This window comes from Providencia alcalifaciens (assembly GCF_915403165.1).
GTDB lineage: Bacteria > Pseudomonadota > Gammaproteobacteria > Enterobacterales > Enterobacteriaceae > Providencia > Providencia alcalifaciens_C.
In genome coordinates this window covers 597,475-622,879 of sequence record NZ_OU659204.1, presented here as the reverse complement: position 1 = coordinate 622,879, position 25,405 = coordinate 597,475, and the positions used below count along the sequence as shown (strand labels likewise).

19 protein-coding genes and 1 pseudogene are annotated in these 25,405 nt (G+C 44.4%); 6 read left to right on the top strand and 14 right to left on the bottom strand.

Annotation, left to right across the window (positions count from 1 at the left end; all coding sequences use genetic code 11):
- The first annotated feature begins 183 nt into the window (after positions 1 to 183).
- Positions 184 to 573: a YidB family protein gene (locus LDO73_RS02710; RefSeq protein WP_154602097.1), complete on the top strand. Its 390-nt coding sequence runs from the start codon at positions 184 to 186 to the stop codon at positions 571 to 573.
- 65 nt (positions 574 to 638) lie between these two features.
- On the opposite strand, the gene metE is transcribed toward LDO73_RS02710, so the two are convergent.
- On the bottom strand, positions 639 to 2,918 hold the full coding sequence (metE, locus tag LDO73_RS02705; RefSeq protein ID WP_224060086.1) for a 5-methyltetrahydropteroyltriglutamate--homocysteine S-methyltransferase: 2,280 nt from the start codon (positions 2,916 to 2,918) through the stop codon (positions 639 to 641).
- 108 nt (positions 2,919 to 3,026) lie between these two features.
- Here metE and metR point away from each other — a divergent pair, with 108 nt between their 5' ends.
- Complete coding sequence (gene metR, locus LDO73_RS02700; RefSeq protein ID WP_224060085.1) at positions 3,027 to 3,983, top strand: HTH-type transcriptional regulator MetR; 957 nt, start codon at positions 3,027 to 3,029, stop codon at positions 3,981 to 3,983.
- On the opposite strand, the gene LDO73_RS02695 is transcribed toward metR, so the two are convergent.
- From LDO73_RS02695 to LDO73_RS02685, 3 genes are all read right to left on the bottom strand, one after another.
- Complete coding sequence (locus LDO73_RS02695) at positions 3,880 to 4,767, bottom strand: carboxylate/amino acid/amine transporter (RefSeq protein WP_224060084.1); 888 nt, start codon at positions 4,765 to 4,767, stop codon at positions 3,880 to 3,882. The genes metR and LDO73_RS02695 overlap by 104 nt on opposite strands.
- A 66-nt stretch (positions 4,768 to 4,833) precedes the next feature.
- Entirely contained in the window at positions 4,834 to 6,483 is a 1,650-nt protein-coding gene (locus LDO73_RS02690; RefSeq protein WP_224060083.1) for a Na+/H+ antiporter, read from the bottom strand.
- A 291-nt stretch (positions 6,484 to 6,774) separates the two neighbouring features.
- On the bottom strand, positions 6,775 to 8,121 hold the full coding sequence (locus tag LDO73_RS02685; RefSeq protein WP_224060082.1) for an NCS2 family permease: 1,347 nt from the start codon (positions 8,119 to 8,121) through the stop codon (positions 6,775 to 6,777).
- A 553-nt stretch (positions 8,122 to 8,674) separates the two neighbouring features.
- Here LDO73_RS02685 and LDO73_RS02680 point away from each other — a divergent pair.
- Positions 8,675 to 10,359: pseudogene (locus LDO73_RS02680) on the top strand (ArnT family glycosyltransferase).
- 69 nt (positions 10,360 to 10,428) lie between these two features.
- Here LDO73_RS02680 and LDO73_RS02675 read toward each other — a convergent pair.
- Positions 10,429 to 11,625 (bottom strand): MFS transporter, encoded by a 1,197-nt coding sequence (locus LDO73_RS02675; protein WP_224060081.1) that lies wholly within the window; start codon positions 11,623 to 11,625, stop codon positions 10,429 to 10,431.
- A 339-nt stretch (positions 11,626 to 11,964) separates the two neighbouring features.
- On the opposite strand from LDO73_RS02675, the gene LDO73_RS02670 reads away from it, so the two are divergent.
- Entirely contained in the window at positions 11,965 to 12,522 is a 558-nt protein-coding gene (locus LDO73_RS02670; protein ID WP_224061122.1) for a helix-turn-helix domain-containing protein, read from the top strand.
- A 45-nt stretch (positions 12,523 to 12,567) separates the two neighbouring features.
- On the opposite strand, the gene ilvN is transcribed toward LDO73_RS02670, so the two are convergent.
- The 6 genes from ilvN to LDO73_RS02640 form a co-directional block, all read right to left on the bottom strand.
- Complete coding sequence (ilvN, locus tag LDO73_RS02665; RefSeq protein ID WP_224060080.1) at positions 12,568 to 12,852, bottom strand: acetolactate synthase small subunit; 285 nt, start codon at positions 12,850 to 12,852, stop codon at positions 12,568 to 12,570.
- Positions 12,853 to 12,854: 2 nt separating this feature from the next.
- Entirely contained in the window at positions 12,855 to 14,552 is a 1,698-nt protein-coding gene (ilvB, locus tag LDO73_RS02660) for an acetolactate synthase large subunit (RefSeq protein WP_224060079.1), read from the bottom strand.
- Between the two features lie 104 nt (positions 14,553 to 14,656).
- On the bottom strand, positions 14,657 to 14,746 hold the full coding sequence (ivbL, locus tag LDO73_RS02655; RefSeq protein ID WP_108479355.1) for an ilvB operon leader peptide IvbL: 90 nt from the start codon (positions 14,744 to 14,746) through the stop codon (positions 14,657 to 14,659).
- 230 nt (positions 14,747 to 14,976) lie between these two features.
- The gene (locus LDO73_RS02650; protein ID WP_224060078.1) at positions 14,977 to 15,588 is read right to left on the bottom strand and encodes a hypothetical protein; all 612 of its coding nucleotides are present in this window, start codon (positions 15,586 to 15,588) and stop codon (positions 14,977 to 14,979) included.
- Positions 15,589 to 15,603: 15 nt separating this feature from the next.
- The gene (locus LDO73_RS02645; RefSeq protein ID WP_224060077.1) at positions 15,604 to 15,894 is read right to left on the bottom strand and encodes a hypothetical protein; all 291 of its coding nucleotides are present in this window, start codon (positions 15,892 to 15,894) and stop codon (positions 15,604 to 15,606) included.
- A 204-nt stretch (positions 15,895 to 16,098) separates the two neighbouring features.
- Complete coding sequence (locus LDO73_RS02640; RefSeq protein WP_224060076.1) at positions 16,099 to 16,623, bottom strand: single-stranded DNA-binding protein; 525 nt, start codon at positions 16,621 to 16,623, stop codon at positions 16,099 to 16,101.
- Between the two features lie 344 nt (positions 16,624 to 16,967).
- Here LDO73_RS02640 and uvrA point away from each other — a divergent pair, with 344 nt between their 5' ends.
- Positions 16,968 to 19,802, top strand: a complete 2,835-nt coding sequence (gene uvrA, locus LDO73_RS02635; RefSeq protein ID WP_224060075.1) for an excinuclease ABC subunit UvrA — start codon at positions 16,968 to 16,970, stop codon at positions 19,800 to 19,802.
- A 113-nt stretch (positions 19,803 to 19,915) separates the two neighbouring features.
- Here the strand turns inward: uvrA and LDO73_RS02630 are convergent, their stop codons facing one another.
- The 3 genes from LDO73_RS02630 to dnaB form a co-directional block, all read right to left on the bottom strand.
- Positions 19,916 to 21,112: an aromatic amino acid transaminase gene (locus tag LDO73_RS02630; RefSeq protein WP_224060074.1), complete on the bottom strand. Its 1,197-nt coding sequence runs from the start codon at positions 21,110 to 21,112 to the stop codon at positions 19,916 to 19,918.
- A 65-nt stretch (positions 21,113 to 21,177) separates the two neighbouring features.
- Positions 21,178 to 22,260 (bottom strand): alanine racemase, encoded by a 1,083-nt coding sequence (gene alr / locus LDO73_RS02625; protein WP_224060073.1) that lies wholly within the window; start codon positions 22,258 to 22,260, stop codon positions 21,178 to 21,180.
- A gap of 459 nt (positions 22,261 to 22,719) precedes the next feature.
- Positions 22,720 to 24,129 (bottom strand): replicative DNA helicase, encoded by a 1,410-nt coding sequence (dnaB, locus tag LDO73_RS02620; protein WP_224060072.1) that lies wholly within the window; start codon positions 24,127 to 24,129, stop codon positions 22,720 to 22,722.
- Between the two features lie 212 nt (positions 24,130 to 24,341).
- Between dnaB and LDO73_RS02615 the strand changes: the two genes are divergently transcribed.
- Positions 24,342 to 25,325: a quinone oxidoreductase gene (locus tag LDO73_RS02615; protein WP_224060071.1), complete on the top strand. Its 984-nt coding sequence runs from the start codon at positions 24,342 to 24,344 to the stop codon at positions 25,323 to 25,325.
- The last annotated feature ends 80 nt before the right edge of the window (positions 25,326 to 25,405 follow it).

Genomic DNA, 25,405 nt, shown 5'->3' with positions numbered 1-25,405 from the left:
TAAAAATTGTGAGTAATTTGGTTGTTTTTTAGTCTATTGATTTTTATACCTATTAAATTTCCTCTTTGTCTCTGATTTTCATTGACCTGTTGAGTAAATTCCCCAAAATAGCCGCCTATTATTTTTTGTAAAATGTTCCATACTTGGTATTGAACGCATCAATTACGTTATCGAGGAGTCAAAATGGGTCTGTTTGATCAAGTGTTAAGCATGGTTGCAGGTGATAAAATGCAACAGTTTCAATCTGTTATTGATTGGGTTGAAAAGCAAGGCGGGCTCTCCGGTGTCGTCGATAAATTTAACACTGAAGGCTTAGGCGGGATCGTTTCATCATGGATTGCTGAAGGTGAAAATTTGCCAGTTAATGCTAGCCAGCTAATGCAAGTTTTCGGTGATTCAGGGATCCAAGAACTCGCTCAACGCGTTGGTTTAGATCCACAACAAGCAACAGATATGGTCGCTAAATATTTACCGACTATCGTGGATAGCGCGAGCCCGAATGGTGTGCTGCCAGAAAATATCGATTTAGCGTCAATTGGCATGAACTTACTGAAACAAAAACTGTTCGGTTAAGCCCAGTCTTTGGCACAAATAAAAGCCCACTTCAAAAGTGGGCTTTTTACTAAACTAACTCGTTACTAGCTTTGATACTCATTTCGCAGTTTTTTCGCCGCTTCCACCATGTTAGCCAATGCTTGGCGAGTCTCCGTCCATCCGCGGGTTTTTAAACCGCAGTCAGGGTTCACCCATAAACGCTCCACCGGCACTCGCTGTGCAGCCTTACGCAATAGCGCCACAATCCACTCCACATTTGGGACGTTAGGCGAGTGAATATCATAAACCCCCGGTCCAATTTCATTTGGGTAATCAAAATCTTCGAATGCATCTAACAGATCCATATCCGAGCGTGAGGTTTCAATGGTGATCACATCGGCATCCAGCGCAGCAATCGAATCCATAATGTCATTGAATTCGCAATAACACATATGGGTGTGAATTTGCGTTTCATCATCAGCGATAGCGGCACTTAGTTTAAAGGCATCCACCGCCCAAGTCAGATAGTCATTCCACTCATCGCGACGCAGCGGCAGCCCTTCACGTAATGCAGGCTCATCAATCTGAATAATACCAATACCCGCTTTTTGTAAGTCATCCACTTCATCACGCAATGCCAGCGCAATTTGCTTGGCTATCGTTTCACGACTGACATCTTCCCGAGGGAATGACCAACACAGGATGGTCACCGGGCCTGTCAGCATTCCTTTAACGGGTTTATCTGTCAACGATTGCGCATACTTGGCCCACTCCACGGTAATGGCTTCTGGGCGGCTAATGTCACCAATAATCACTGGTGGCTTCACGCAGCGAGAACCGTAACTTTGTACCCAACCATTTTGCGTAAAGACATAGCCATCAAAGTGTTCACCGAAGTATTCCACCATGTCATTTCGCTCAGCTTCACCATGCACGAGGACGTCAATATCCAATAGCTCCTGCTCTTTGATAGCTTGTTTGATGTGCTCACTGATACTGGTGCGGTAATTCAGTTGGTCTACATTCCCTTTTTTGAAATCCAGGCGCAAAGAACGAATTTCACTGGTCTGCGGGAAAGAGCCTATTGTCGTGGTTGGCCACAACGGCAGATTAAAGCGCTGGCGCTGAAGTTCAGCACGCTCTACATAAGGGCGCGTACGCTCGATGTCTTTCGCGTTAATTGCCGCTAAACGCTGGGCGACCTCCACATTATTAACTCGAGAAGAGGTGCGGCGAGCACGAATTGGCGCACTATAGGTTTCTAGCGCTGCAATATTTTCTGCCGTTGGTTGGTTGAATGTTTTCGTCAATAGCGCCAGTTCTTCACATTTTTGCAGAGCAAAAGCAAACCAGCTTTTCACTTCGGCATCCAGACGCGTCTCATCATTTAAATCAATCGGGCTATGCAGTAATGAGCAAGATGAACCTACCCACAGAGTGCGCTCTCCTAGCAGCGGTTTCACCCGTTGGAATTTCTCGCCTAAATCCCCTTTCCACACGTTGCGCCCATTAATTAACCCTAGTGAAAGCACCCAGTCCTTAGGAAGCGCTTGATGCAATGCTGCAATATCATCCTTGCCCGCAACCACATCCACATGCAGCCCTTGCACTGGCAGTTGTTTAATTACATCCAAGTGATGGCTAATACCGTCAAAATAGGTGGTTAATAGTAAGTTAGTTTTACCTGCTAGAGATTGATACGCTTGTTGGTAAGCGTTCTGCCATTCAATAGGTAAATCGAGTACCAGTGCTGGCTCGTCAATTTGCACCCATTCCACACCTTTTTCAGCCAGTCGAGCAAGAATTTCTTGGTAAGCAGGCAGCAGATCCTTCAGCAAAGATAAGCGGTCAAAGGCAGGTCCCTTCACTTTTCCTAACCACAGGTAGGTAATCGGGCCAATGACAACTGGCTTAACGTTGTGACCAAGTTTTAATGCCTCATCGACTTCGTCAAACAGTTGATTCCACGATAGTTTAAATTGTTGTCCTTGCTGGAATTCCGGCACGATATAGTGATAGTTAGTATTAAACCATTTCGTCATTTCTCCCGCCGCCGCTGGCTTGCCTGTTGGCGCACGACCACGAGCCACACGGAATAAGGTATCTAAATCGACAGTGCCATCTTCATTTTGATGGCGCGGCGGAACGTTTCCGAGTAATAAACTGGTGGTTAAAACTTGGTCATACCACGCAAAATCACCGACGGGTAGCAGGTCTACACCTGCATTTTTTTGTTGTTCCCAGTGACGAACACGTAATTGGTAACCCGTTTCAAGAAGTGCAGATTGGTCAATTTTGCCTGCCCAATAATCTTCTTGTGCACGTTTGAGCTCTCTTTTCAGACCGACCCGTGGAAAACCAAGTGTATGATTTATAACAGACATATTGACCCCTTAAAATATTTAGCCGTCTAGATGTTTACACATCCATAATCAACAGGTACTGTATAAAGCACAAGCGCAAATTATTCATCGTCTACTTGAAGGTTTCTCATGATCGAATTAAAACATTTAAAAACGTTGCAGGCGCTCAACCAATACGGATCATTAGCTGCCACTGCGACGCACCTGCACCAGACTCAGTCTGCGCTATCTCACCAATTTAGTGATTTAGAGCATCGCTTAGGCTACAAACTGTTTGTTCGTAAAACTCAGCCCGTCCATTTCACGCCACAAGGGGAAGTTCTGCTGCAATTAGCGCAACGTATTTTACCAATGGTGAAAGATGCGATTCGTGTCTGCAATGAACCGACTATCAGTACGCTACGTATCGCTATTGAGTGCCACAGCTGTATTCAGTGGCTGACCCCTGCGTTGCAACAGTTTAGGCAAGCATGGCCACAAGTGACCGTTGATTTTAAATCTGGCGTGACCTTTGACCCGCAACCCGAATTACTTTCGCGGGAATTAGATATCGTGATGACCTCAGATATTCTTGCGGATCAAGATTTACACTACACGCCGATGTTTGATTATGAAGTAAAACTGGTAGTAGCGAATGACCATCCATTAGCTAAAAAACCGTTGATTGAGCCTCATGATCTTGCCAAAGAGACATTGCTGATTTATCCAGTTCAGCGTCAACGTTTTGATATCTGGCGTCATTTCTTACAGCCAGCCGGTGTTTCACCCAATATCAAAACTGTCGACAATACACTGATTTTAATTCAGATGGTGGCGGCTAAAATGGGGATTGCGGCACTGCCACACTGGGCGGTGGATTCCTTTGAAAAACAAGGTTTGATTACAACGAAAACATTAGGAAGTGGATTATGGAGCCGACTGTACGCTGCATGTCGTGAAGGGGAACAGCGCCAGCCAGCCATTGAAACATTTACCAATACCGCTACTGATCACGCGGTGGAGAATTTGTCTTACGTGAAGCCGGTGCGAGGATCCAGCGCTTATGCACCCACAGAGACGCAATTATCAGGCTCGACCCCATGGTAAAACTGAGCCAATTAGGATGTTGCTGCCAAATGGCAAAATTCACTAATAAGCCTGCTGGAACCATCATGTTATTCATTATCGCGAGGGTTCCGGCATCCACTTTTGTGGCACCATAGTTCCACAGAAAATAGCCTATTCCCGACGCAACCACACCCAACCATAGTAAAACTATCCATTGAGCTTGGCTTGTCGGCACCATCGCCTTATTCCCAAACAGTAGCCATCCTATCAAGGCAATCAACGTCGCCCCGAGATAGAACCACGAAAAGGCTTGATGCTGGGGGATCGGGTGCACTTCCATTAAGCGCTTATAGCCCACTTGCCCAAGTGCAAAGAAGATGTTGGCAAGCTGAACAAACATCAATCCAGTCCAGAATGATTCGCTAAGGTGATCATAACGAATAATGGCAGCACCAATCACGGCTAATATCGAGCTAAACAGGTAGCCTTTACGTAGGCGCTGGCGCTCTAAGAGATCGTAAATCAACGTGACATATAGCGGAGTTAATACCGTAAATAGCAAAAATTCTGCCACGCTCAGGTATTTATAGGCTTGGAAAACAAAGTAATACATGATCCCCAGCTGGCAAGCCCCCACCAGCATATACAGAGAGATCACTTTGGCGCTGAAGTTACGCCAACGCAGGAAAGGTAGGAATACCAGAGAGGCTAAACTCACGCGGATAAGCACAGACAACCAGCTATCCACCTGCCCCGCGAGGTATTCCCCCATTAAACTAAAAGACGCTGCCCAGAGCAGCGTCGTGAAGACGAGTAACCACATTGTTGTTCACTCTCAAGCACAATGATTTAACAAACAAGATGCCCGTAGAATACTCGTTTTTTCGTTTTAATGCTCTTTTTCGATCAGCACGGCTTCTAATAAATCCAGATCCACCAGCAAGCTTTGTAAGGTTTCATTACTGATTTTCCGGGTTGCACGTAAGTGATAGAGCTCTCCACGTTCTGCGCGTAGCGCCGTTAAGCGAAAACGTCGTTCAAGGTCTTCAATTTGCAAGTTATGCTCCATTTCGTCTTGGTCTGCCGTCCGACGACGTAAATGACCAATCACCCTTGTCGCAACCTCGTTGATGTCTTCCGAGTCTAATTGCTCTTCCACATCCGCAGATAAACGCTCTTGCATCTTGTTCAAGCTGACAATCGCCACTTCTGCCATTGCTGCTTTCGCCATACGGATTTCGTTAATATCCGCCTCTTTATCCCCCACTTTAAAATTACGTAGCAGGAGTGGTAACGCCACAACGCCCGCAAAAATAGAGAATAAAATGACCCCAGCGGCGATAAACACCAGCTGGTACCTTGCAGGGAACGGAGAACCATCAGTTAAAAACAGAGGTACCGAGAGCACACCGGCTAAAGTAATCGCCCCACGAACCCCAGCAAACGACGCTAGCCACAGTTCACGGACTGTATAGTTCGCAAACTGTAATGGGCGTTTTTTCAGGAACAAGCGACTGAATCTCTTCATCAACCATAGCCAGCAAAAACGTAATAACAGCAGCGCAAAATAGATAATCACCACGGCGGTGAATAACATCCACGTTTCAACGCTTGGGTCGAGTTCCGCTTGAATAACCGATGTTTCCCAAATCCCCGGTAATTGCAGACCAAGCATAATGAACACTAAGCCATTAAAGACAAACTCTAACATCGACCAGACGCTATCAGCACGTAAACGCATCGCCAAAGGGGCATTACGTATAACGCCAGATTTGGTGATAGTCATACCCGCAGCAACCGCCGCCAAAATACCCGAGAAACCGATATGTTCCGCAATCATGTAGGAGGCGAATGGTAACAGCAGCATAAAGACAATTTGTGTTGCGGGGTCATCCCCACTCCAGCGGCTCATTAAGCGCAGAGATTTACTGTATAACCAAGTCACAGCAACGCCCGCCAACAGGCCACCAACTGCGACTTTAAAGAATTCGATTGTGACACCCGATACGCTGAAAACCATCGTTCCCATGGCAATCGCCACGGCGAACTTCAACGCCACCAGACCGGAAGCATCGTTCATCAATGCTTCCCCTTCGAGTACGCTCATCATGCGTTTGGGAATTCGCCCTTTCCCGACGATAGAGGACAATGCCACCGCATCTGTTGGGGAAAGTACCGCTGCCAGCGCAAAGGCGGCAATAAGCGGAATACCGGGCATCAGCCAGTAAATCAGATAACCAATTCCGATAACGGTTACCAACACTAGCACTAATACCAGAATGAAAATTTCTCGCCCATTCTGGAAAAATTCACGGGTAGGGGTTTTCCACCCATCGACGAATAACAGCGGTGGAATCAACAGAACCATAAAAAGTTCAGGGTCAAAAGAGACGTGTAACCCAAACTGAGGCCACGCTAATAATGCACCGATAGCGATTTGAATAAGAGGAAGGGGAATACGGATGGGAATGACTTTCGTCACCACACCAGAAACAGAGACAGCCAAGATCAAAATAAGAATAGTAAAGAAAATTTCCATGTTGCCCTTACTTATTAACTAATGCATACCCTAAATATCGCAGCTTAAAGTATAACGGGAGAACCCAAAATTTGCCTGCCGCCGCATAGTAAGAGATAGCACCGTCCAGACCATGAGATTTTCAGTCAAGGCAGCCATTGGTTGAAAATAGGCATTTCACTTCATTTACCGCCTTAGCACTATTCTATCCTTAACAGGCTATCTGACGGGAAAATAATTTGGACTTTAGAACGAATCGCAACAATCCGTTAAAGGGCGACAGCAGGTGCCGCCCTATCATGAGAATTACCTTTAGATAGCAAGGCCGGCAGCATAAAACGCTACCAATAGAACCGCGATAATCACACTACCTATATTCAGTTTACGCCACTCACCCGCACAAATACGCCCGATAACCAGTGAGGCGAAACCTAACATAATACCGGTAACGATATTGCAGGTTAATACGATGAATACCGCACACAATAAACCTGACATTGAATCCACAAAATCATCGAAATCTAATTTCGAGACATTGCTCAGCATCAACAGACCCACATACATCAACGCTGGTGCCGTTGCATAGGCAGGTACCAGATAAGACAATGGCGATAAGAACAAAATAAATAAGAATAAAACACCAACAACTACGGCGGTTAAACCTGTACGACCGCCTGCTGCGGTTCCTGCTGCAGATTCAATATATACGGCAGCTGGTGATGCACCGATAGCCCCTGCAAAAATGCTGCTTACAGAGTCAGCGGTTAATGCTTTTCCACCATCAATAATCTGACCGTCTTTATCCAGCAAGTTCGCTTGACCCGCAACCGCGCGGATAGTCCCCGTTGCATCAAAAACGGCTGTCATTACTAATGCCAGAACGCTTGGCAGAACCGCTGCTTGAAGAGCACCCATAATATCCATGCTAAACATCAACGCTAAACCATCTTCACCGAATGAAGGCAGTTTAAAGAAACCTTGGTATTTAACAGCAGGGTCGAAAATCAAACCAATAATCGAAATCGCGATAATGACTAATAACACCCCACCCGGCACGCGGCGTTTTTCTAAACCAAAAATTACCGCTAAGCCAATCAGAGACATTAAAACAGGGAATGAAGTGAACTCACCCAACGCAACAGGTAAACCTGCATTTGGGTTTTTAACCACTAAGCCAACGCCCGTCGCTGCAATCAACAGTAAAAACAGACCGATACCAATACCCGTACCGTGAGCCACGCCCATTGGCATGTTACGTAAAATCCAACTACGAATACCTGTCACAGAGATAATGGTGAATAAACACCCCATTAAGAACACGGCACCCAATGCAACTGGAATACTAATATGTTGCCCTAACACCAAGCTAAAGGCGGTAAATGCGGTCAATGAGATTGCACAGCCAATCGCCATTGGCAGATTCGCCCATAACCCCATTAATAAAGAACCAAAACCTGCCACTAAACAGGTTGCGATAAACACAGCAGTAGGTGGAAAGCCTGCTTGTCCTAACATACCCGGCACGACGATGACAGAATAAACCATCGCTAAGAATGTCGTTAATCCCGCAATGATTTCGCGGCGCACTGATGAGCCACGCGCTGTGATCTTAAAATATGAATCCAATTTGCAATTGGATGAAGCCTGTTGGCCTGCCATGGTATACCTCTGCTATTAATTTTAGAAAATTCTATGTCACTATTTTTGCTAATATTTTCCTAAGCATTTATTCATTTTTTGCTTGGTGACTTAGCGAATATCGCCTCAAACTGAAACTCACGTAAACGATTACCTTTTGATAAATGTTCACTGAACCGAGATAACTGGTAAACAGAGTGACTCTCTAGGGACAGTGCGCAAACGTTTGGCTTTCAGAACAAAGTGAGGCGAATTGTGAAGAGCGTAATTATCGTTCGAAAGGGGGGAATTGATCAAGTGTTTTATAACTGGCTACTTTTTAGCCGCTAACCATAAAAACTGCGTCGTATTTTTACAATCCTCCATGAAAGTTAGTCATATTTCGTTCTATATATCCTTTGTTTAAATACATGTGTGAGAGTGTTGCTAAAATCCCCCACTAATATTGAGTTTTTAATAAATAATCTGTTTATGAAAGTATTTATTCTCTAATACTAATTAAATAACTCATTTCTCTGGTGATTATTTTTATAAATATATTTTTTAATAATACTTAACACTCGCTATAAATATTATGTCAACCATTACAACCTCAATTAAAACAATGCCAAAAAGTGCCTTAATACTTTTTGCTGTATTTTTACTGATTTATCTCCTTCCCGGGATTTATGGACATAGCCCATGGAAGCAGGATGAAAACTACAGTTTTGGTATTATTCAAACGATGTATGAGACGGGTAATTGGCTGGTTCCTACCAATGCGGGCGAGCCTTTTATGGAAAAGCCGCCACTCTATTATTGGACGGCGACGTTTTTTTCTCATTTACTATCGGGAGTGATGCCTCTATACGATGCAGCCCGCAGCGCGAGCTTATTTTTTTCTATTATTAATTTTTCATTTTTTATTTTATTAGCTCGTCGCTTTTTTAAATCCGACAGTTTTTCTGATATCCGTATTTGGATAGCTGTTGCTCTGTATATTTGTGCGCCCGGAATATTGCGACACACCCATGAAATGTTCACGGATGTATCGCTAATTACAGGGGCTACCATCGGTTTATATGGCTTATTAGGGTTAATTCAGCAACAGAAAATTGCTGCGTCCGCCTTCTGGCTCTGCCTTGGAACCATTATCACCACCTTATCTAAAGGTGTATTTATTCCCGGCGTTCTGTGGATCAGTCTATTTTTGGCACCTGTGTTTCTCGCTCAGTGCCGGTCTAAACAGTTTTGGTTACCCGCGCTATTCGCAGGCTTGGTCGCTCTCATTGCTATCCTACCTTGGCCAATTATTCTGTATGTGCAGCATCCCGAGCTGTTCGTGACTTGGTTCTGGGAAAATAACATTGGTCGCTTCCTTGGATTCTCCGTTGAAAAGTTAGGGGCTAAAGCCAATTTCACGCGCATTCCTTCTGCAGTCGCATTCTTTGCGCTCCCTGCAGGGCTACTGGCAACTGCCTATTTTTTACGTCATCCACTCAAACGCCTGCGTGATCATAATGAATATTTGATTGCCATATTTCCCGTCCTTGGCGTGGTATTCTTACAAATGTCTGCCAGTGGGCGAGCACTCTATTTACTGCCCTTTATTGCTCCGATGGCGATCCTCGGTGTGCAGGCTCTTGGCTGGTTTCAGAGAAAGTATTGAACGCATTTGCACGCTTCGCCGCCCTCTTCTGGTCTGGGATAATTCTCTTTCTGTGGGTTTGCTACGCTATCGTACTTGTTGGTCATCACGCCCAATGGTTGCCTGTTTTTGGTCGTTGGTTACCTCTTGATTACCAAATGCATTTTTCTGTATTTGCGTTGATAGCGGGCATTTTTATTACCTGTTTTTGGTTCTTCCGCAATCGTCTTATTTCCTCATCAAACAGCGCTTTCCAAGCGACAAGAAACTGGTCACTGGGGATGGTAAGTGTGTGGAGCATTATTCTCACGTTGTTTGTTGGCTGGATTGATTATTCAAAAGGCTACGAAGGGGTTTTTGTGGATCTTCGTCATCATTTAGAAGGGCAATTTACCCAGAATGACTGTATGGCTTCCGAAAACCTTGGGGAATCAGAAGCGCCGATGCTCTATTACTACACCGGTATTTTGCATCAGAGACAGATGGAAATTGAAAAACCACAGCAGTGCCGCTGGCTGATTGTGTTATCCAAAGAAGTTCAACCCGCTCCTGAAGGCATGGAACTGTTTTGGTCAAATCATCGCCCTGATGAATTCCGTGAGAATTTAGTCGTTTATCGAGTGATAGAATAGTGGGTAGCCAATAAAAAATCCCTGAGCCAAAAACTCGGGGATTTTTTTAGGACATTGATAATAAAAACGTTACTGAGCTTGTTGTTCAATGGCTTGAGCGCCATATTTTTCACGGGTAAACCATAAAAATAGCCCCGCAATTCCAATCAATAGCATTGGCAAGCCAGACGGTGAAATCGCCGTTGCGGCTCCAGCCAATAATGGACCTGAAAGATTACCCACGCCCCATAACATTGCCGCTGCGGCGTTGGCTATAATCAGCTCATTCCCTTTGAAGTATTGGCCTATCTGCACTAAAGCAATGGTGTAAATAGCCCCAGCCGTCGCCCCTAACACAAACAGTAAAACCCAAATAAAGTAAGTGTGCGTGATTAAGAACGGCAACAGCATACTCGCCCCTAGCGTGACCACACCACAAATACGGTACAATTTTTCGCGATTCATGTGGTCAGCTAACCAACCAAACGGCATCTGCATAATCGCATCCCCCGCCAAAATTGCGCTGATCATCATCGCAGCAACCGCCTCGGTATGCCCCATGCCCATCCCATAAATCGGGAACATCGACAGGATAGTGCCATCGAAAAAAGCAAAAAATAGGATTCCGGCACAAATTCCAGGAGCAACTTTCACGAATTGTACAATTGAAAAGTTAGATTCTGACGCCGTTTCTGCAAGCCTATCCCCTACTTTTTGATCCATCAGTAGGAATAAAGCCACAGAAATTAAGTGGATCAAGGTACAGATAAACAGAGGCGATTTATCTTCCACACCATAATAGGCAATAAATGACGGACCTAATAATTGGCTCACGGTAAATACCGTCGTGTAAATCGCTAATATCCGCCCGCGCTTGTTTTCAGGGGATAATTCGTTGATCCACGTTTCCCCCAAACAAATCATCACTCCGCTCGCAAGTCCCGTAATCAATCGCAAAGGGAAAAGCAACCATAAAGGTAGCGAACTTAATAGTGGCAGTAAGCTAATGGCGGAGATCATCGTCGCAATTAACATCGCTTTGCGCTTTCCACACCACTTCACAATGCGCTGTACCACAGGGGCAATCAAAAACATCCCCAAGGCTGGAGCCGCAGAGATAATGCCAATGTACAGCTCACCCACACCAAAATTATTCAGCCGCAGCGCCACCATCGGGATACTGAGACCAATCACGATGCCGATAACGGCAATGCTGGTTGTAATCGTAAAAATAGCAAAAGAAGCAGAACGTCGAAAATGTTGAAAACTCGAATTAGCAGGGTTCATTTTTGTATTAATCTGCTCAATTAGGATTAATTGTCAGATATAAACTCCGAAAAAATATTATTTATTTGAAATAAAACACTGTGACATATTCAGTCATTAGAATAATACAAAGTAAATTATATCATGAATTTATTCAACAAAATAACACACTGAAAAACAACAAATCTTATTTTTATAATTGTTTATTTAAAAAATAATTTTTAGATTATTTCTTCATTTATTCGCATTCAGCAAAATATTATTTTCATAATATCGGGTTTCTGACATTTCATATTTAAGATGTTAGAATTGACAGCAGAAATGAGAATTTATAAAAGCAATATTGTGGAAGACAGTGTCGTGGAAAATAAAATAAATATAAAAATTGGTCAGAAAGTGCGTCTGTTACGTCAAGCGAGAAACCTTTCTCTGAGTCAGCTTTCCCTCTTATCAGGGATCTCTAAAGCTGCTCTTTCTAAACTGGAATCAGGGGATTCAAACCCACGCATCGACACCTTAGAGTCCATTGCAGCGGCACTGCGTTTTCCGCTCAGTGACTTATTTACACGCCAAAATGAATCTTATCCTTATTTGGTGAAGGCCACACCACTCGAAGGCGATTATTTAGAGCAATTTAAATTTCGTATCAGCATGGGAAACGTCTCTGAAATTTGGCAACTCAGTATGAAAAGAGGCGCAATTATTAACAGCCCCGCTCATATGGTCGGCACCCATGAACACATTATGGTACACGCGGGTTCCCTTATGCTACGCTTAGAAAATGAGCAAAATGTCGTTCTTGAGGCCGGGGATTTTTACGCTTTCAGCGGAGACTTTCCTCACGCTTACTTATCTATTGAAGGGGATGTGCACGCCACCGTCGTGATGACCTATTCACATTTAAGTGATGGCGTTTAATGTGTCAGCTTACCATCCTTGTAGGCTGACAACATCCGTTAAGATTTACTGCAAATAATCCTGCATGATTTCAAACACGCGCAGATCATCGCTAAAGCGAACTTCACGGACGTCTTCCAGTTTTTCAACTTGGTTAATCATCTGCGATAAACGCTCATCTTTTTGTACTAATAACCAAATTCGGCTTTCATCTCTATCTTTAATTGGCAAACATAAGATGCCATCCACGTTAAATGCACGACGAGCAAACAGCCCGCAAATATGTGACATGACGCCCGGATGGTTGCGAACAATTAATTCTAAGGCGATAGGGTGATGTTCAAATACCATAATTACGCTCCGATCATATCAATATTAGCGGCACCAGGAGGAACCATTGGATATACCTTCTGATTTACATCAATCAAGGCATGAATTAAACAAGGACCTTTGGTGTTCATAATCGCTTCAAGTGCCATTTCAGGGTCGGCTTCATTATTTAAATCACACGTTTGGAAACCAAACCCAGAGGCAATTTTAATAAAATCCGTCTGATACGGATAAGCCGCTGCAAAGATACGATTCTCAAAAAACAGATCTTGCTGCTGATGCACCATTCCCAATGCTTGGTTGTTCATTAAAATAATTTTAACGTTTAACTGATGCTCAGCGGCTGTCGCCAATTCCTGAATATTCATCATCAAGCTGCCATCACCTGAGAAACAAACGATGGTTTTATCTGGGTGAGCCAACGCTGCGCCAATTGCGGCCGGTAAACCAAAGCCCATTGTGCCCAAACCGCCGGATGTTAACCACTGGCGAGGGCGTGATAATGGATAAGCTTGCGCTGCCCACATTTGGTGTTGCCCAACATCCGTCGTGACAATCGCCTCTTCCCCTGCGGCTCGTGCAGTGGCTAATACCAAACCGTAATGATCTAACGGATCATTCGCATTGGTTAAATTCAGCGGATAATTATTTTTCAGATCATTGACTTGTTGAACCCACTCTCGGCGATCGTTTCGCTCAACTAATGGCAGCAACAATTCCAGAATCTGTCCCGCATCGGCATGAATAGCAATATCAGGGCGTTTGATTTTACTGATTTCCGCTTTATCGATATCAACGTGAATAATTTTGGCATTCGGACAGAATTTTTCTGCGTTACCAATTGCACGATCATCAAAGCGAGCGCCAATAACAATCAGTAAATCAGACTCTTCCATGATCATGTTCGTGCTACGTGCCGCATGCATGCCCAACATGCCCAAATACAACGGATGACGTATCGGGATAGTGCCCAACGCCATCAAGGTCATTGTTGTTGGTAAAGAGGCTTTTTCCGCAAAAGCGATAGCTGTCGCCGTTGAATCCGAGCTAATCACTCCACCACCTAAATAGAGAACTGGGCGCTTCGCACGGTTGATCATTTCCGCCGCGTGGATCACTTTTTCCATATCGAAACTTGGGGTTTTGTCTTTCGGTAAAACCTCTGGCAGTGCATCTAATTCAATGGTTGCGGTCTGAACATCTTTTGGAATATCAATCCAAACAGGCCCTGGACGCCCAGACTCAGCGATACGGAATGCTTCGCAAATAACCTGAGGTAGGTCTTCAATACTGCGCACCAAATAGTTGTGTTTCGTAATCGGAATCGAGATACCGTAAGTATCCACTTCCTGAAACGCATCGGTACCAATCATCGAAGATGGCACTTGCGCAGTGATGCATACTAGTGGAATTGAATCCAACTTAGCATCTGCAATGGCAGTCACTAAGTTAGTGGCTCCGGGGCCACTTGAGGAAATACATACCGCCGCTTTACCTGTGCTACGCGCAATTCCCTGCGCAATAAAACCCGCACCTTGCTCGTGACGCGCCAGTATGTGGCGAATTTTTTTGCTCTGCCCCAGCGCATCATAGAATGGCAATGCAGCCCCGCCCGGAATACCAGAAACGATGGTAATACCATGTTTTTCCAATAAATGGACAATCAATTCTGCGCCTGTAAAACAGGTTTTTTGTGGTGATGTTGTGCCCGACTCGCTCATAATTTTTTATTCCTTCACTAGCCTGCGGATCCGAGTTTTAGGTCATAAAAAAACCCCGCTCGGTTTGCGCCGGCGGGGTTTCTAAATCGCGTGATTTGTTCCCGTTACGGCGCTAAGCCCACGACCACCACCACACGCACGACTACCGCGGCTAGTGGCGCGGTAAGTAGTAGGTTTGAACGGTTAGCGGTCATTTTCACGGGAGTTTCCTGTAATTTAATTCTGTCTGGTTTAGCTAAAATCCATGTTTAATGAATTTCCTGTTTAGCTAAAGTCTGTCTGATTTTTCATTTTTGTGTTTGCTGCATTTAAGAAACCATAAAATCCTAACCTTCACAACCCTTTTTTTCGTTTTTCTTGGTTGTGGATTTCAAATGTGAGGTCAGTCACGAAATATTGTTGTGTTGTGATGCTCCCATCCAAATTAGCACACGCTCAGAGAATGAGTTTTTCTAAACTCATCAACCATAAAAGAATTTTCGTTATCAATAAGATCTTTTTTTATTGAAGCGATAATGATTTTAATTGTTTCTGTTTTATTTTTATCTAGCGATTGCGTTAATTCATTAAATTCATTTGCAAATTTTGATGATACTTTCATTGATAACCTTTTTTTAGGCATTGATGCCATTATTGGTATTATCTTTAATAACGCATCATAATTATCAATATAATCCTTTATTGATTTATCATTTTTATTATTGTGAACATACAAAAACAATAGTCGCTTATTCATCTCTTGACTGGTATTCGGATCTATTCTTAAACAAGCTAAATTAAGTATTTCGATATATATAGACGGAAGAATGGCCTCAATGGATATAACGTCCTTTTCTTTTTCTTTTTTTATCTCTGGCGTTGATTGTGCTGGCGTACTGACTGTTCTTCCACAGCAGTCACAAACCCCAACAAGGATATTTTTAACAATTTTACTGCTTTCTTTAATTTCAAGATTTCTATAATCGAATGTTGTAGTTACTAAGCCACAATCTTGACAAATCGCCTTGCTTTTATCGCCTTGAATATATAGTTTCATATTTTCCCTTATCATTTACTGATGAACACTAATAAATACCCCTATGTCGCCATCATCTATTAAATAATATTTAATATACCAACCTTCAATTTTTATTATATGTACGTCTATTTCGTTAGCTTGGTGATGTGAACTTTTTGAATAATCATTTCCTGTACTACGATGAATGATTTCTATAACCGTCTCTGCGTCAATTTCACCCGTTTGTAGTTTATTTTTATCGATATAATTATTACGAACTTCATGTTGATAATAACCATGACGTAGTGCTGCTAAAATATCCTTTTTAGCTTGCTTAAATCCCATAGAACACCCTTAATTTACGAAAAATTTCGTAAATGTCAAATGCTAGATAATCAGCTCAAACTGCATTTTATTTTTATATAATCAAATTGTTACATGCACATAAAATTAATTTCATAATAATTTCATGGCTAACTAATCTCCCAAAAATTAAAGCCCTTAATATTAAGGGCTTTAATCGATGATTTTGATTTTCTAATTTAGAAATTAGAACGGGATATCGTCATCAAAATCCATTGGTGGTTCATTGGCTTGTGATGCTGGTGCTGGTGAACGCGCTGGAGCTGCGCCGCCGCCACTGAATTGTTGTGCTGCTTGTGGCTGTTGTGGTTGACCCCAACCGCCTTGTCCGCCGCTTTGGCCTTGTGATGGGGCATCGCCACCACGACCACCCAACATTTGCATTGAACCGCCGATATTCACCACGACTTCGGTGCTGTAGCGATCTTGACCGCTTTGGTCTTGCCATTTACGGGTTTGCAACGAACCTTCGATATAAACTTGTGAACCTTTTTTCAGATATTCACCAGCGATTTCCGCTAATTTTCCGAAAATAACCACACGGTGCCACTCTGTTTTTTCCTTCATTTCACCGGTTTGCTTGTCACGCCAACTTTCAGAAGTTGCCAGAGTCAGGTTAGCGACAGCTCCGCCGTTAGGCATATAACGGATTTCTGGATCTTGTCCTAAGTTACCGATAAGAATTACTTTATTTACGCCTCTGGTGGCCATTTATTACTCCTGATGCATTGAATTTTTAATCTCTGGACTGACCGTGAAGTTTACCACGACCTATCTGTATTGCACCATAAATTGAGATTGCTCGATAAGAAGTTGCGAAGCGCTTTCCAAATTTAAGTGAAATCTGCATTACTGATTTTTAGTATAGACACTAATTATTGTCGCCACAGATAAGTTGCCATCAGCCCCCTATGGAATGAAATATAAAGAGCACATATACTGTATATCCATTCAGCAAATTTTGTGCAATACTAAATCGTTTATTAATACTGGCTCGTTAATTAAGACTACCAAGTTCATTTTTGTTCACTATCAATTCATTCGGGAAGTGGTAAATGGAGAATATCGAAGTCCGCGGCGCACGCACGCATAACCTAAAAAATATCAATCTCATCATCCCCCGAGACAAGCTGATAGTTATTACAGGGCTATCTGGCTCAGGGAAATCTTCCCTCGCCTTTGATACCCTCTATGCAGAAGGCCAGCGCCGTTATGTTGAGTCACTATCCGCGTATGCTCGTCAATTCCTTTCTTTAATGGAAAAGCCGGATGTTGACCATATCGAAGGGCTATCGCCTGCTATCTCCATTGAACAGAAATCCACTTCCCATAACCCGCGTTCAACGGTCGGGACCATCACCGAAATCCATGATTATCTGCGTCTACTGTTTGCCCGTGTGGGTGAGCCTCGTTGCCCTGATCATGATATTCCGCTTGCTGCACAAACCGTCAGCCAGATGGTGGATAACGTCCTCGCGCAGCCGACAGATCGCCGTATGATGCTGCTGGCTCCAGTCGTGAAAGAGCGTAAAGGTGAACACGTTAAGTTACTCGATAACTTAGCGAGCCAAGGCTATATTCGCGCCCGTATTGATGGTGAAGTTTGTGATTTATCCGATCCACCAAAACTCGAATTACAGAAAAAACATACCATTGAAGTGGTGGTTGACCGTTTCAAAGTGCGTGATGATATCGCCCAGCGTCTTGCAGAATCCTTTGAAACTGCACTGGAGCTATCTGGTGGTACCGCTGTTGTCGCAGATATGGATGACCCAAAAGCCGAAGAATTAGTGTTCTCTGCTAACTTTGCATGCCCCGTTTGTGGCTATAGCATGATGGAGTTAGAGCCACGATTGTTCTCATTCAACAACCCAGCAGGGGCTTGCCCAAGCTGCGATGGCTTAGGGGTTCAGCAGTTTTTTGACCCTGAGCGCGTGATTCAAAACCCCGAAATTTCCCTTGCGGGCGGAGCAATCCGCGGATGGGATCGTCGTAATTTCTATTATTTTCAGATGTTAATGTCATTGGGCGAACACTATAAATTTGATGTTGAAGCCCCTTATGACTCACTCAGCCCTGCCATTCAAAAAGTGATTTTGTATGGTTCTGGCAAAGAAACTATTGAATTCAAGTACCGCAATGATCGCGGAGATATTACCGTACGCCACCACCCGTTCGAAGGTGTGCTTAACAATATGGAACGCCGTTATAAAGAAACGGAATCCACCGCGGTGCGCGAAGAGTTAGCAAAGTACATTAGCAACCGCCCTTGTGTGACTTGCTCCGGCACCCGTTTGCGTAAAGAAGCTCGCTTTGTGTTTGTGGAAAATACCACGCTGCCTGAAATTGCAGATTACAGCATCGGCCATGCGATGGAGTTTTTCCAAAACTTAAAACTCAGTGGGCAACGAGCTCAAATTGCTGAAAAAATTCTAAAAGAGATCGGCGACCGTCTGAAATTCTTAGTGAACGTGGGATTGAATTACTTAAGCCTTTCACGTTCCGCAGAAACATTATCCGGCGGTGAGGCCCAGCGTATCCGTCTAGCAAGCCAAATCGGTGCAGGTCTGGTTGGTGTGATGTACGTGCTGGATGAACCGTCTATCGGGCTCCACCAGCGTGATAATGACCGATTACTGGAAACCCTGATTCACCTACGTAACTTAGGGAACACCGTAATTGTGGTTGAGCATGATGAAGATGCCATCCGCGCTGCCGACCATGTGATTGATATTGGCCCAGGAGCCGGTGTTCACGGTGGGCAAATTGTGGCGCAAGGCACATTGGAAGATATTGTCGCTAACCCAGAATCGTTAACGGGTAAATTCTTAAGTGGCGAACGCAAGATTGATATCCCGCAAACGCGTGTTCCATTTAATAAAGATAAAGTGCTGACTGTCTCTGGCGCAACGGGCAACAACCTGAAGAATGTCACCCTGAATATTCCTGTTGGCTTATTTACGTGCATTACAGGGGTTTCTGGTTCCGGTAAATCCACGCTCATCAACGATACGCTATTTCCAATTGCTCAGCGCCAGTTAAATGGGGCTACAGTGATTAACCCTGCGCCGTATACCAATGTCGAAGGTTTAGAGCATTTCGATAAAGTGATCGATATCGACCAAAGCCCTATTGGACGTACACCACGTTCGAACCCAGCCACTTACACCGGCATATTTACACCAATTCGTGAGCTGTTCGCGGGTGTACCTGAATCACGAACTCGTGGCTATAACCCAGGGCGTTTCAGCTTTAATGTGAAAGGCGGTCGTTGTGAAGCCTGCCAAGGGGACGGGGTAATTAAAGTCGAAATGCACTTCCTGCCCGATGTCTATGTGCCGTGTGACCAATGTAAAGGCAAGCGCTATAACCGTGAAACCTTAGAGATCAAATACAAAGGCAAAAGCATTCATGAAGTGTTGGATATGACCATCGAAGAGTCTCGTGAATTCTTTGATGCCGTACCTGCGCTAGCGCGTAAGCTGCAAACGCTGATGGATGTGGGTCTCTCCTACATTCGCTTAGGCCAATCTGCGACAACCTTGTCAGGCGGTGAAGCCCAGCGCGTGAAGTTGGCTCGCGAGTTGTCTAAACGAGGAACGGGGCAAACCATCTATATATTGGATGAACCAACCACCGGATTGCACTTTGCCGATATCCAACAACTGCTTGTGGTCTTGCACCAGCTACGCGATCAAGGCAACACCATCGTCGTCATCGAGCATAACTTGGATGTGATCAAAACAGCAGACTGGATTGTCGATTTAGGTCCAGAAGGTGGTAGCGGTGGCGGTGAGATTTTAATTTCAGGTACCCCTGAGCAGGTGGCTGAATGTGAAAAATCCCATACAGCGCGTTTCTTGAAGCCTATCTTAGCTCGTGGCTACTGAGTTAACTGAAACAAAAATGGTTAGCTTGAGTAAAAATAGTTAACAGAAACCGTCAATCAAAATAGAAAAAGGGGAACTCAGTTCCCCTTTTTTAATGCTTATATAACAGTCTATTACTGGCTAACGGCAGTGAATGCTTCCACAATGCGCTTCACATTATGACGGTTTACACCAGCCATACATACGCGACCTGTTCCAACTAAATAAACAGCAAACTCATCTTTCAGACGGTCAACTTGTTGTTGAGAAAAACCAGTGTAGCTAAACATACCGCGCTGTTTTAACAGGTGGTCGAAGTTTTTGTTTGGTAGCGCTTTTTTCAGCTCATCCACTAAGACGGTACGCATATCTAAAATACGCAGACGCATCTCTTCCACTTCTTCCAGCCATTTGGCTTTTTGTTGGCTATCAGTCAGTACTGCCGCAACAATTTTTGCACCATTAGACGGTGGGCTTGAATAGAGACGACGAACGCCCGCCTTCAATTGCCCCAGCACGCGGTCGCGCTCATCTTTATCTTTACAGATAACAGATAACCCCCCCGCACGTTCACCGTAAATACCAAAGATTTTCGAGAATGAATTGCTGACAAATACTGGTAGGCCCACTTTCACCATCGCGCGGATCGCATAAGCATCTTCATCGATACCTTCCGCAAAACCTTGGTACGCGATATCTAAGAATGGGATCAATTTGTGTTCAAGTGCCACTTTCGTCACTTCATCCCACTGAGCTGGTGTTAAATCTGAGCCTGTTGGGTTATGACAGCAAGGGTGCATTAAGATGATGCTGTTTTCTGGTAACTTTTTGAAAGTTTCCAGCATTTCATCAAATTTAACCCCTTTGGTTTTTTCATCGAAATAAGGGTAGTAATGCACTTTTGTGCCAGCACCAGAGAAAATAGAAGCGTGGTTTTCCCATGTTGGGTTACTGCACCAGACTTCTGAATTCGGAAAATAATGGTGTAAAAAATCAGCCCCGATTTTCAGTGCGCCAGAACCACCGATGGTTTGTACGGTAGCAATACGCTCTTGGGCAATTAGCGGGCAATCTTCACCGAACACCAATTTTTGTAATTCAGTACGGTAATCTTTCAAACCTTCCATTGGCAGATAAAGCGATGCACTTGCTGGAAGTTTTCTCAGTGCAGCTTTCGCTGTACCGACGGTTTCCAGCTCAGGAGTTTTCCCCTCTGCATCATAATAAAGACCAATACTCAGGTTAATTTTGCCTTCACGAGTATCTTTATTAAATTCATCCATCAACGATAAAATCGGGTCGCCCGGATAAGCATCAACATGTTGGTACACAGGATATCTCCTACTTGTAGGTTTTCTTTTATTACTTTTGTCTTTTGAAAATAACCCTTTAAAACCTATTCGTCTACATATTCCATTGCAACTCGAGAGGTCAATTTCGTCAAAAGCTCATAGTTAATAATGCCTGTTTGTGCGGCAATTTCTTCCACTGGCAGAGCATTTCCCCATAGAATGACGTCATCACCCACTTTATCGGTGGCATCTGGCCCTAAATCCACGACAGTCATATCCATAGAAATTCGACCAATAATCGGCACTTTTCGTCCATTTACTAAAACCGGCGTTCCTGATGGAACGTTACGCGGATAACCATCTCCATAACCAATCGCTACCACCCCAAGACGAGTATTGCGTTCACTGCACCATGTTTCACCGTAGCCAACACACTGCCCTGCCGAATGCTCTCTCACCGCAATCAGGCTGGACTTTAAGGTCATGACGGGTAATAAACCGAAGCTTGCAGCGCTTTTGCCTTCTTGCGGTGAGGCTCCATACATCATAATACCGGGGCGAACCCAGTCATAATGAGCTTCTGGCCATAAGAGGATCCCTGCGGATGCCGCGATGGATTTTTCACCCGGTTTATCAGACACAAACTGTTGGAAGCATTCAATTTGTTTTTTGGTGGTTGGGAGTTCAGGCGCATCTGCCTGACAGAAGTGGCTAACAATATTGATAGGTAAATCCACGTTGCTACAGCTTTGAAGACGTTGGTAAAAACTTTCCGCATGCTGAGGAAGTACGCCAAGGCGATGCATGCCAGTATCGAGTTTCATCCACACTTTGATTTTTTTGGCGAGCTGGGCATTTTCCAGCATTTCCAGTTGTTCAATGCAGTGGATCACTGTATCGATGTTGTATTCCACCATCAACTGCAAATCGGATTTTTCGAAAAAGCCTTCTAATAAAACAATCGGTTTTGTCACACCTTGATGTCGAAGCAGCAAAGCTTCATTTAAACGCGCAACGCCAAACCCGTCCACAAACTCTTGAACTTCTGTGCCCACTCCAATTAATCCATGACCATAAGCGTTTGCTTTAACAACTGCAATCAGACGGCTATTCGGTGCCAATTCTCTCACGCGTTGCAGGTTGTGTCGCAGAGCGCGGCGGTTTATTAATGCGGTTGCCGCTTTCATTTCGTCCTCTTAATTATTCATTTTAAAATTTAACTTATTTAGTCTTCAATTTTCTATAAGCTCTAAATAGTTTGAACTGTAGCAAGGCGGTAAACGAAGCTATCCCTAGGAGCATACATAAGTATGTGACTAGGGTGGCTGAGAGCAACCAACACAGCTACAGCTCAAAATATGACGAGCTTACCAATCTCTAACCATACCAGCCTCTAAATAATTCGCACTGGGGCTAGGCGGCAAGAAAAGCTAATCCTTAGGAGCATACATAAGTATGTGACTCAGGTTAGCGAGCGCAGCCAACAACGCCACAGTGTAAAGTATGACGAGGCTTACCAATCTCTAAATAGTTTGAACTGTAGCAAGGCGGTAAACGAAGCTATCCCTAGGAGCATACACAAGTATGTGACTAGGGTGGCTGAGAGCAACCAACACAGCTACAGCTCAAAATATGACGAGATTAGGTTATTCGTCATCGTAGGCTGGCCCCGCATAATTATCAAACCGCGACCACTGCCCATTAAACGTCAATCTCACAGAACCTATCGGGCCGTTACGCTGCTTACCCAGAATAATTTCGGCGATCCCTTTGAGGTCGCTGTTTTCGTGGTAGACCTCATCACGGTAGATAAACATAATTAAGTCAGCATCTTGCTCGATGGAGCCTGATTCACGTAAGTCGGAGTTGACTGGACGTTTGTCTGCTCGTTGCTCCAAGCTACGGTTTAACTGGGAAAGCGCCACCACTGGCACGTTTAATTCTTTCGCTAACGCTTTGAGAGAACGAGAAATTTCGGCGATTTCCAATGTACGGTTATCGGACAACGCTGGCACGCGCATTAACTGAAGGTAGTCGATCATAATCAGGCTTAGCCCGCCGTGTTCGCGGTAAATTCGGCGTGCACGGGAACGAACCTCTGTTGGTGTTAACCCCGATGAGTCATCGATGTACATATTGCGTTTTTCCATCAATATGCCCATGGTGCTCGAAATTCGCGCCCAATCCTCATCATCAAGCTGCCCCGTACGAATACGGGTTTGGTCTACGCGAGACAGTGACGCAAGCATACGCATCATGATCTGGTTGCCGGGCATCTCCAAACTGAAGATAAGTACCGGTTTCTCTTCTGTCATCGCCGCATTTTCACACAAGTTCATCGCGAAAGTGGTTTTACCCATGGATGGACGTGCGGCAACAATAATTAAATCTGAGCCTTGTAACCCTGCGGTTTTCTTATCTAAATCTTGATAGCCCGTGGAAACCCCGGTGACACCATCATGAGGCTGCTGATAAAGCTGTTCGATTTTCTCAACGGTTTCCGACAAAATCGCTTCAATCCCTTTCGGGCCTTCATCTTTATTCGCGCGAGATTCTGCAATTTGGAAAACTTTAGTTTCCGCGAAATCGAGTAAATCTTCACTGCTACGGCCTTGTGGGTCATACCCAGCATCAGCAATATCATTGGCAACGGAAATCATATCGCGCACAATGGCACGTTCACGGACGATGTCCGCATAAGCGTTGATGTTCGCCGCACTTGGGGTATTTTTTGATAATTCAGCTAAGTAAGCAAAGCCCCCAACGCTGTCCAGTTCCCCTTGTTGTTCAAGAGATTCTGATAGAGTGATCAAGTCAATGGGTTTGCCCTGCTCAAGCAGGATCTGCATTTGAGCAAAGATAGTGCGGTGAGGACGACTAAAAAAGTCCGCTGACGTGACACGCTCAGAGACTGTGTCCCAGCGTTCGTTGTCTAACATCAGTCCCCCCAATACAGACTGTTCCGCTTCGATAGAGTGCGGAGGAAGTTTTAAGCCTTCCATTTGCTGATCGCGCGGTGGGTTTGTCTTGTAATCTGAGGAGGGTTTTTTAGCCATACTTGAAATATCCACGTCTATAATTAACCAACAGTTAGTATACGCCAATCTTAGGTGTCTTGTGGCGTCTTTATTGTTATCTGCACAAGATATTATTGCAGGCGCAATCTTAACGCAGCGCACAAACCGATAATTCTTCTCATTAAAGCATCGCGTTATGATGGAGCAATTGATACTGTTAATAAAAACAAACTCACTCATTGGAGATGATCATGGCAAAACGTATTGAATTTTCGCAACATGGTGGTCCTGAAGTTCTCAATTTTGTCGACTATTCCCCGAATGCGCCGGCTGAAAATGAAATCCAAATCGAAAACCGTGCAATTGGTATTAACTTTATTGATACCTATGTACGCAGTGGGCTGTATCCAGTTGCAAATTTGCCATGTGGACTTGGCACAGAAGCGGCGGGTGTGGTGGTTAAAACTGGCTCCCAAGTCACAGGTTTCAAACCAGGTGATCGCGTGGTTTACGCACAAGGCCCTCTCGGCGCATACAGTGAAGTTCATAATGTGCCCGTCAATGCCGTGGCACACTTACCCGACGGCATCACCTTCGAGCAAGCGGCAGCCTGTTCGCTTAAAGGAATGACGGTTTACTACCTGCTCAATCAAACCTATCAAGTTCAAAAAGATGAAATTTTCTTGTTCCACGCAGCAGCGGGCGGTGTTGGCCTCATTGCTTGCCAATGGGCAAAAGCGTTAGGCGCGAAAATGATTGGTACCGTTGGCTCGCAAGAAAAAGCGCAGCGTGCGAAAGCCGCAGGCGCGTGGGAAGTCATCAACTACCAAACTGAAAATATTGCTGAGCGAGTGAAAGAAATCACTCACGGCGAAAAAGTGAATGTCGTGTATGACTCCGTAGGTCAAGCGACGTGGCTAGCTTCTTTAGATTCACTGAAGCGTCGCGGCTTAATGGTGAGCTTTGGTAACGCTTCTGGTGCCGTAACTGGGGTTAACTTAGGGATCTTAAATCAAAAAGGCTCTCTGTATGTGACCCGCCCATCACTAGGTGGCTATGTTACTAACAGAGAAGAGTTAGACCAAGCCAGCAAAGCCCTGTTTGACATGATTTTAAGTGGCAAAGTGAATGTGGATGTACCGGCATCCCAAGTTTTTGCACTGAAAGATGCCCAAAAAGCGCACCAAACGTTGGAACAACGTAAGACTCAAGGTTCTAGCCTGCTAGTTCCTTAAAATTATTCCGTTATAAAAAAGCGCCAGCTATCAATAACTGGCGCTTTTAAAATTCTAACCACTGCAATTTTACTCACTTC